The sequence below is a fragment of the Tabrizicola sp. genome, from assembly GCF_041911175.1.
Lineage (GTDB): Bacteria > Pseudomonadota > Alphaproteobacteria > Rhodobacterales > Rhodobacteraceae > Tabrizicola.
The window spans coordinates 1-6,423 of the sequence record NZ_JAYRPN010000099.1 but is presented as its reverse complement, the minus strand read 5'-3'; the positions used below and the strand labels follow the sequence as shown (position 1 = coordinate 6,423).

6 protein-coding genes are annotated in these 6,423 nt (G+C 64.0%); 2 read left to right on the top strand and 4 right to left on the bottom strand.

The genetic code is table 11. The annotated features are described in order from the left end of the window. A partial coding sequence (locus tag ACE3P6_RS13465; protein WP_374395876.1) for a hypothetical protein occupies nucleotides 1-266 on the top strand: 266 nt, incomplete at its 5' end. Nucleotides 267-351: 85 nt separating this feature from the next. Here the strand turns inward: ACE3P6_RS13465 and ACE3P6_RS13460 are convergent. Then, the gene (locus tag ACE3P6_RS13460; RefSeq protein WP_068767874.1) at nucleotides 352-777 is read right to left on the bottom strand and encodes a DUF6362 family protein; all 426 of its coding nucleotides are present in this window, start codon (nucleotides 775-777) and stop codon (nucleotides 352-354) included. A gap of 189 nt (nucleotides 778-966) precedes the next feature. Then, nucleotides 967-1,488, bottom strand: a complete 522-nt coding sequence (locus tag ACE3P6_RS13455) for a hypothetical protein (protein WP_068767873.1) — start codon at nucleotides 1,486-1,488, stop codon at nucleotides 967-969. 458 nt (nucleotides 1,489-1,946) lie between these two features. Here ACE3P6_RS13455 and ACE3P6_RS13450 point away from each other — a divergent pair, with 458 nt between their 5' ends. Further along, on the top strand, nucleotides 1,947-2,990 hold the full coding sequence (locus tag ACE3P6_RS13450) for a glyoxalase superfamily protein (protein ID WP_197474288.1): 1,044 nt from the start codon (nucleotides 1,947-1,949) through the stop codon (nucleotides 2,988-2,990). A gap of 71 nt (nucleotides 2,991-3,061) precedes the next feature. Here ACE3P6_RS13450 and ACE3P6_RS13445 read toward each other — a convergent pair whose 3' ends face one another. Next, a complete protein-coding gene (locus ACE3P6_RS13445) occupies nucleotides 3,062-5,620 on the bottom strand; it encodes a VapE domain-containing protein (protein WP_374395872.1) in 2,559 nt (852 codons plus the stop codon). 9 nt (nucleotides 5,621-5,629) lie between these two features. Continuing rightward, nucleotides 5,630-6,423, bottom strand: a 794-nt coding sequence (locus tag ACE3P6_RS13440) for an ATP-dependent RecD-like DNA helicase (protein WP_374395869.1), incomplete at its 5' end; no start/stop codon positions are given.

The following is a 6,423-nucleotide window of genomic DNA, read 5'->3' as shown; positions in this document are numbered from 1 at the left end:
TGGCCACCTGGGGTGTCCAGCTTCAAGGGTTTGAATTTGCAGTGTTTCAGGCGGATTCAGGCGGCGGTGGCTTCCGGGTGGCTTCCCAAAAATCCGGCCCTGTTGCTAGCGATGTGCCGCGCTTCGCCCGCCAGCATACGAATATCGCCAGGAAGGAACCAAGATATCAAAGGCTTGGCAGTTCGGACCCCGACTGGCCCCCTCGCTGGACCCCGGAAGCCAGCGGCGCGGCCAGTGCCTGCGCGCTCCTCTCCCGAGTATATTGAATCTGTAGCGTCCTGGACGCGATCTGTCTTGGCGTCTGGTGTCTCGCTTGAAAGTGTCTCGCCCACGCGACGGCTCTTGACAGATTCAGGGCGTCACCTTCGCCACCACGAAGTCCATCGACCGCTTGGTCGGCACGCGCTTGCCGTTCAACCGCCACACAATGACGGCGATGCCATACTGCCAGCGCCGGTTGGCGGTGGCGCGGCTGATGCCCAATTCCCAGCAGATCGGCTTCCATGGCTTGCGGTTCGCGCGCAGCCACAAGAGGCGCGCGTCGGCCGGGTCGAGCCAGCGCAACCACAGCAGCGCGTCGTCGGCTTGGGTGATGTCGCGCGGGCCAGGCTTCGGCCGTCGCATCCGGGGTTCCTGACCGACCTGATCGGCGAAGCTGTGGAAATACTCTGGCCAGGCGTTGAAGTAGCCCTGCGGCTTGACCTCGGGCAGCGACCGGAAGACATCGGCAGCGCTTTCAAGGCGCGCTTCGACCACGGCAGGCGTCCACTCAGCCATTGGCCACCTCCCTTGGCTCGACACGCGGGCCGTAGAGTTTTTCACCCAGCTGGCGGACCAGTTCTTGCTCGGGCCAAGTGAGACGGGGGTCGTCGATGGAGACGGCCAGCAGGCCATGGTCGTGCCAGCCTTCCTGCTTGACGCGATCTGGATCACGGCGGGTGCCACCATAGCCTCGGGGATACCACCTCACGCGACACCCCCGTTCGTTTCGATTGCCCAATGCAAGATGGCGATGGCATCCGCCTCGTTGTCATCGGCGGGACTGAACCCGCGCGCCCGCGCGGCCGCGATCATCGCCTGCTTGTCGGCGTTGCCCTTGCCGGTGGCATGGCGCTTGATGGTGCCAACCGGAACGCCCTCATAAGGGATGCCGCGGAGTTCAGCCCATGCCGTGAGCGTGGCCATCAGCCCGCCATAGACATGGGCAGCGTCCGTTCCGACATGGCGGCGGACTTCCTCGAACCAGATCGCAGCGATGGGGCCTGATAGCCGGTCGACCTCGGTCAGCCAGTTGGTGAAGCGAAGATACCGCATACCGCCGCCGTCGAACCGCCCGGGGCGAAAGGATGTCGTGCCGGACGTGATCAGGCCGTCATGGCTGCGCAAAGCCCAACCTGTTGTCGTCCCGAGGTCGAGGGCAAGGATGCAGGACGCTGAAATGCACCCCGGTTCGAGGTGCTGGTCCGCAGTCTGGATGGTCGGCGTCATGTTGAAGGCTCACCAGAATTGTGGGCCTTCGGCTTTGGTCAAGCGCAGGGAATCATGTCAGGCGTGCCGGGTCAAGGAAAACGCGCTCTGCCGACGGGTGACCCAACCTGGTCCTACTTCTGATCAAGGTAGGGCCACAAATCGTCGTTTGAAATCAAATCTGTCCCTACTGGTCCTACTCGTCCCAACCTTTTCCCTACGACGCATAAGGAGGGACGAAACCGGTTAGGGACATACATGCATATAGGAAAGGGAAGGAAGTCGGTGCACCAAGTAGGGCCAGTAGGGACACGATTGATTTTTTTGGGTTTTCTCTGACCCTACCTAGCCGTCAGATAAGGTCAGAGAATGAGGTAGGGCCATCCCGAAACGTGAAGACGGCCGCCAGAGGCGGTTGTTGCGACGACCTTCGACAACTCGGCACGATCCCCCCCTTGTGCAAGGCATCGCCAACGCCCATGTTAACCGACGTGCTGCGCATGGCCGTTCCGGTCCGGGGTTTCCCCATGAAGAACATGCGCATCGAGAATCGCGACAAGGCAACCTTTCCCAAGGGTCTTCGTGGCGGCAATGGACCGAGCCCTCGACTTCGACGACCCTCAGGCAGAGGTTTTGCCATGAATGAACAACTCACCGGCCTTCCGGCCACCTCCGACATTGCTAAGGCCCAGGCTAAGCGCCTGAGGTCGGCTCTCGCCCCGGATCTCACGATCGGACACAGCCAAGCCCTGGAACTCATCGCCCGCGTCCATGGCGAACAGAGTTGGGGGCGGCTGAACTCGATGATCGGCGTGCCAACCAGCGACACTTCTCTCACTGGCAACCCAAATGGGAATGCTCCTGCGATGCCAATCCCGTCTGGCACACCTTCAGAGACCGCAAAGTCGCCAACCCTGCCAACGAACCATGTGGAGCAACGTGTCCTTCAGGCACTCTGGCACGGGCTCGAGCGAGCGCGCGACACGCAAGCCTCAGCCAAGACGCGTGCCCAAACCAATGCACTTCTGAAGGACGAGGTTATTGCAACCGTTTCGGTCGAAGGGTGGCTTGATACGCTCGACGCCAGTCTTGGCGGTATGATCTTCGACATGGGATCGGAGAACCTGCTGAAAATCTCGGGGGTCGCGGCGGTCTCGCGGTTCAGGCGCCCGAAAGTGCGGGATACATCGGTTTACGGCTTCACGGGCCTGCGACCGGCATCATTTGCCGCAATCCTGATCTGGCTTGAGCGACTGGGCTTCGACACTCATCCTGAGGCGTTCTACGAGCCCTTCATCGCGGACATCAAGCAGGCGAAGTATGTCGACGAGGACGAACTGACCTGCCTTTGGCATTCCAAAGAAAAGAAGCGTTTCCAGACCCGGGAATACTTCGTCGATGCTACAACCAAGATCACGAACGTCAGGCGCGACGTTGTGAAGGGACGTGGTGGGCTGACGATTGAGATTGCGCGCAGCACCGATCCGCTCGGGCTAATCGAGAGCCTCCGCATCTATCGCTGAGGGTGTCAGGACGATGCCAAAAAACGGGGCGGCCGAAACTGGCCGCCCACACCATGCCATCTGATTTGCGGTCAGTCGTTCGCTGCCGGCTTCCTGTAGCGCCATTCGCGCGCCTTGTCTGACCGACGTCGATATTTCTCCCAGTCTCTGGATTTCAGCCAGGCCCCCACGCGCATCTGGTCGCCTTTCGTCCATTTCGCGGGCTCGATACCAAGCGCACCTTCGAGGATTTCGCCCACTGACACATCGCGGATCGGCTCGGGACGTTCGAACTCTTCGTCCTGCCAATCATCCCAGCCCGCGTGGCCGCGATTGACGCTGCGGGTGTCGTGGGTCAGCCAGCGGTCGATACGGGCGTCCCAGGCATCCGCCTGATAGCGCGCCTCCTGCGCTGCAGTGGCCTCGGCAAGGATCGCCGGATCGTCGATCCACCAGATCGCGCCGTCGCGGAAACGATGGACGGCTTCGGCCCAGATCTGGTCCCGATCGCGAGCCAGCGCTGCGATGTCGATGGTGCCACAGCGCAGCGGCCAGAAGCGGCGGTTGCCGGTTTCGTCGCGCAGATAGGTGTCGGGGTTCACGGTGCCCGCGAAGACGCATTGGCGCGGCACCTCGACGGTGTAGCGGCCATAGGGCGGGCGGAACCTGTCGGTGGTGCGGGTCAGGAACGCCTTGATGCGCGAGACCTCGGCCCGGCCGATGGCGTCGAGTTCGGCAATTTCCACGATCCAGACGCCCTGCATGTGAATGGCCGCGTCCTTGGACCCGAGCTCGGGCAGTTCGTCGGTGAACCAGTCCTCACCCGCCAACACCTTGATGGCTGTCGATTTGCGCGCGCCCTGCGGCCCTTCGAGGATCAGCATGTGATCGGCCTTCACCCCGGGCCGGTAGATCCGGGCCACGGCAGAGATCAGCCAGAGCGCGCCGATGGTGTGATGGAAGGCTGTCGGCGCTGCACCGAGGTAGGTGCTGGTCCAGGTCTCGATCCGGGGCGTGCCGTCCCATTTCAGGGTGTCGAGCCAGTCGCGAACCGGATGGATGCGCAGGTCGCGGGCCACCGCGCCAACACCACGGCCGACAACCATCGGAGCGACGTTGAGCCCGCGCAATTGCAGCCATTCGGCGGTGCGCACATCGTCGGCATCGTCCCAGGGGCGCGGAAAGCGGATGGCCGGGTCATCCCAGGGCAGCGGCTGACGCACCACTATGGATTGGGCGAACTCGTCGAAGGCCAGGAGCCCGGCAAAAACCGGATCCGAGGACAGGGCGATAATTACATTGGCCTCGTTGCGCTCGGGCGTGCCGGACAAGTCCTGGCACAGCCGCCCGAACCAGGCGGGACGCGCAATCCTGCCCTGCGGATCGCCCGTCGCATGCACGCGGCGGCGCAGTTCCGTCAACTGCTTGTCGAGGATCGACATGGAGATGCCGGTCGCGGTCTTGATCCGGGCGAGGATCTGGCGTTCGGGCAGCGGATCGAGCCGGGCAAGCGCAAGGCGACCGAGAAGGCTGGAGAGCGCGGTGAGTTCGGGCGGGTTGGTCAGCGCCTCGGCGGCGGCAATCAGAGCGTCCGGATCGCCGGGCGCCGGGGCCGCCACTGTCGTCGATGCCTCAATACCGACGGGCTCGTCGGCCGAAATCTCCGGACGATAGTCGGCCGCACGCGCTGCGCGCATCAGATCGTCGTTGAAATCGTCGCCATGCAGAGGGACCACGATCTGGTTCGGAATGTCGGCCCGGTTCAGCCGGTCTGAGAGCGTGGCGGCCGCCTGACGACCGGCATCGCCAGCATCGGCGTAGATCGTGATCCGCGTCGTGCCCGCCGGCCACTGAAACCGCGCGAGACCATCGGCAGAGAGCGCCGCCCAGACGGCGGTGCCGAACAGGGTATGCGCCGCTAGGGCGGTCTCGATGCCTTCGGCAATGCCGAGATGGCCGTCCGCAGGCATGGCGAACAGGCGCACGGCCGCATCCGCTACCGATCCCAGCATCTTCTTCCCAGCAGACGCCTTGGCGCTGCCGTCGTCGAGCAGGAAGGTCCGGTGAATACCCTGAGCGCGGGTGCCGTCTGCCAGGCGTGGCAATGCGATCAGGCCCGGCCAACCGCGTCGCGTGTCGAAATCCGGCAGATCGGGGTGGAACAACAGATCCGGGCATCCCGGATCGGCAACGCCGCGGATGCGGAGGTAGGTTTCGCCGGGGGTGCCAGCGAGCGGCTGTGCGCCGTCGATCAGTCGCGCAATCTCGCCGGTATGATCGGGCTTCGCGCGTGGCGCGTTTCGGGGCGCGGGATGATCCATCCCGGCAATCCGCGCCGCCTCGTCGAAGAGCGCGCCATCGCAGAGCCCGGTTGCCTGCGCGATCAGATCGATCGGCCCTGCGCTTTCGCCGGTGGCATAGTCGAAACCCCAGCCGGCATAGGGCCCGTCAAGGTGGATGGTACAAGACCCCTCCTTGCGCGGCGGGCGGCCGGACAGGTCGGCACAGCGCAAGGAACGACGGTCGCGCGCAAGCCGCGCCTCGGGAAAGATGCCGGGGAGCCAGTCGCCTGCGGTCGCCGCCAGCCGGTCCTTTACGACCGCGAGATCGTGGCGTGCTTTCGGCGTGCCGACATCGTTGAGATCGATCATCGCGCCCCCTCAGGCCAGAAGGACGAGCCCGCGCTCAGCGCGGGTGATAGCGGTATAGAGCCAGCGGCGGCGGTCGATCTCGCTGCGGCCAAGTCCGTCATCCCAGACGATCACATTCTCCCACTGCGAGCCTTGGGCCTTGTGGGCGGTGATCGCCCAGCCGAAGGTCGCCTCGGTCAGCTTGCGTTTTTCCCGCCAATCGCGGTCATGGCGCTTGGCGTCGTAGGCGATGTGATCCTCGAAATGCCCCTTGTAGATGCGCAGCCGCCCGGGGCGGCCGTCGCTGTCGAAGGGGGATACCCGGCGCCCGTCCTCGTCATGCACCACGGCCGAGAAATAGAGGCTGCCCTCGTCGACGATATCCTCGAGGGTCAGGAACATGCCGTTGATAAGCCCGAGCGAATTGTCGTTCTTGAGGCAGATGATCTTTTCCGCCGCGCCAGTGGGCAAATACGTCCCGCCAAGGCCAGCCGCCGCGCGCATCGCATTGTTGATCTGCAACCGTGTCGCGTTCAGCCCGCAGATCAACTGCCCGCCGCGCAGCGCCTGTTCCGGCGAAATGTCGCCCTTGCGCATCTTGGCGACATGGGTGTCGTAGGTGCCAAAACCGATGGGCTCGCCCATCCGCGCCATGGTGGCGAGACGGATGATCGCGCTCTCAGTCGCCTGGCGGTGGATCTCGGTCAGCATCACGTCAGGCGCATCGCGGGTGAAGGCGCCTTCGCCCTGGATGGGCGGCAACTGACCCGGATCGCCCAGAACGAGGATCGGCTTGCCAAAACTCATCAGATCGCGCGCCATTT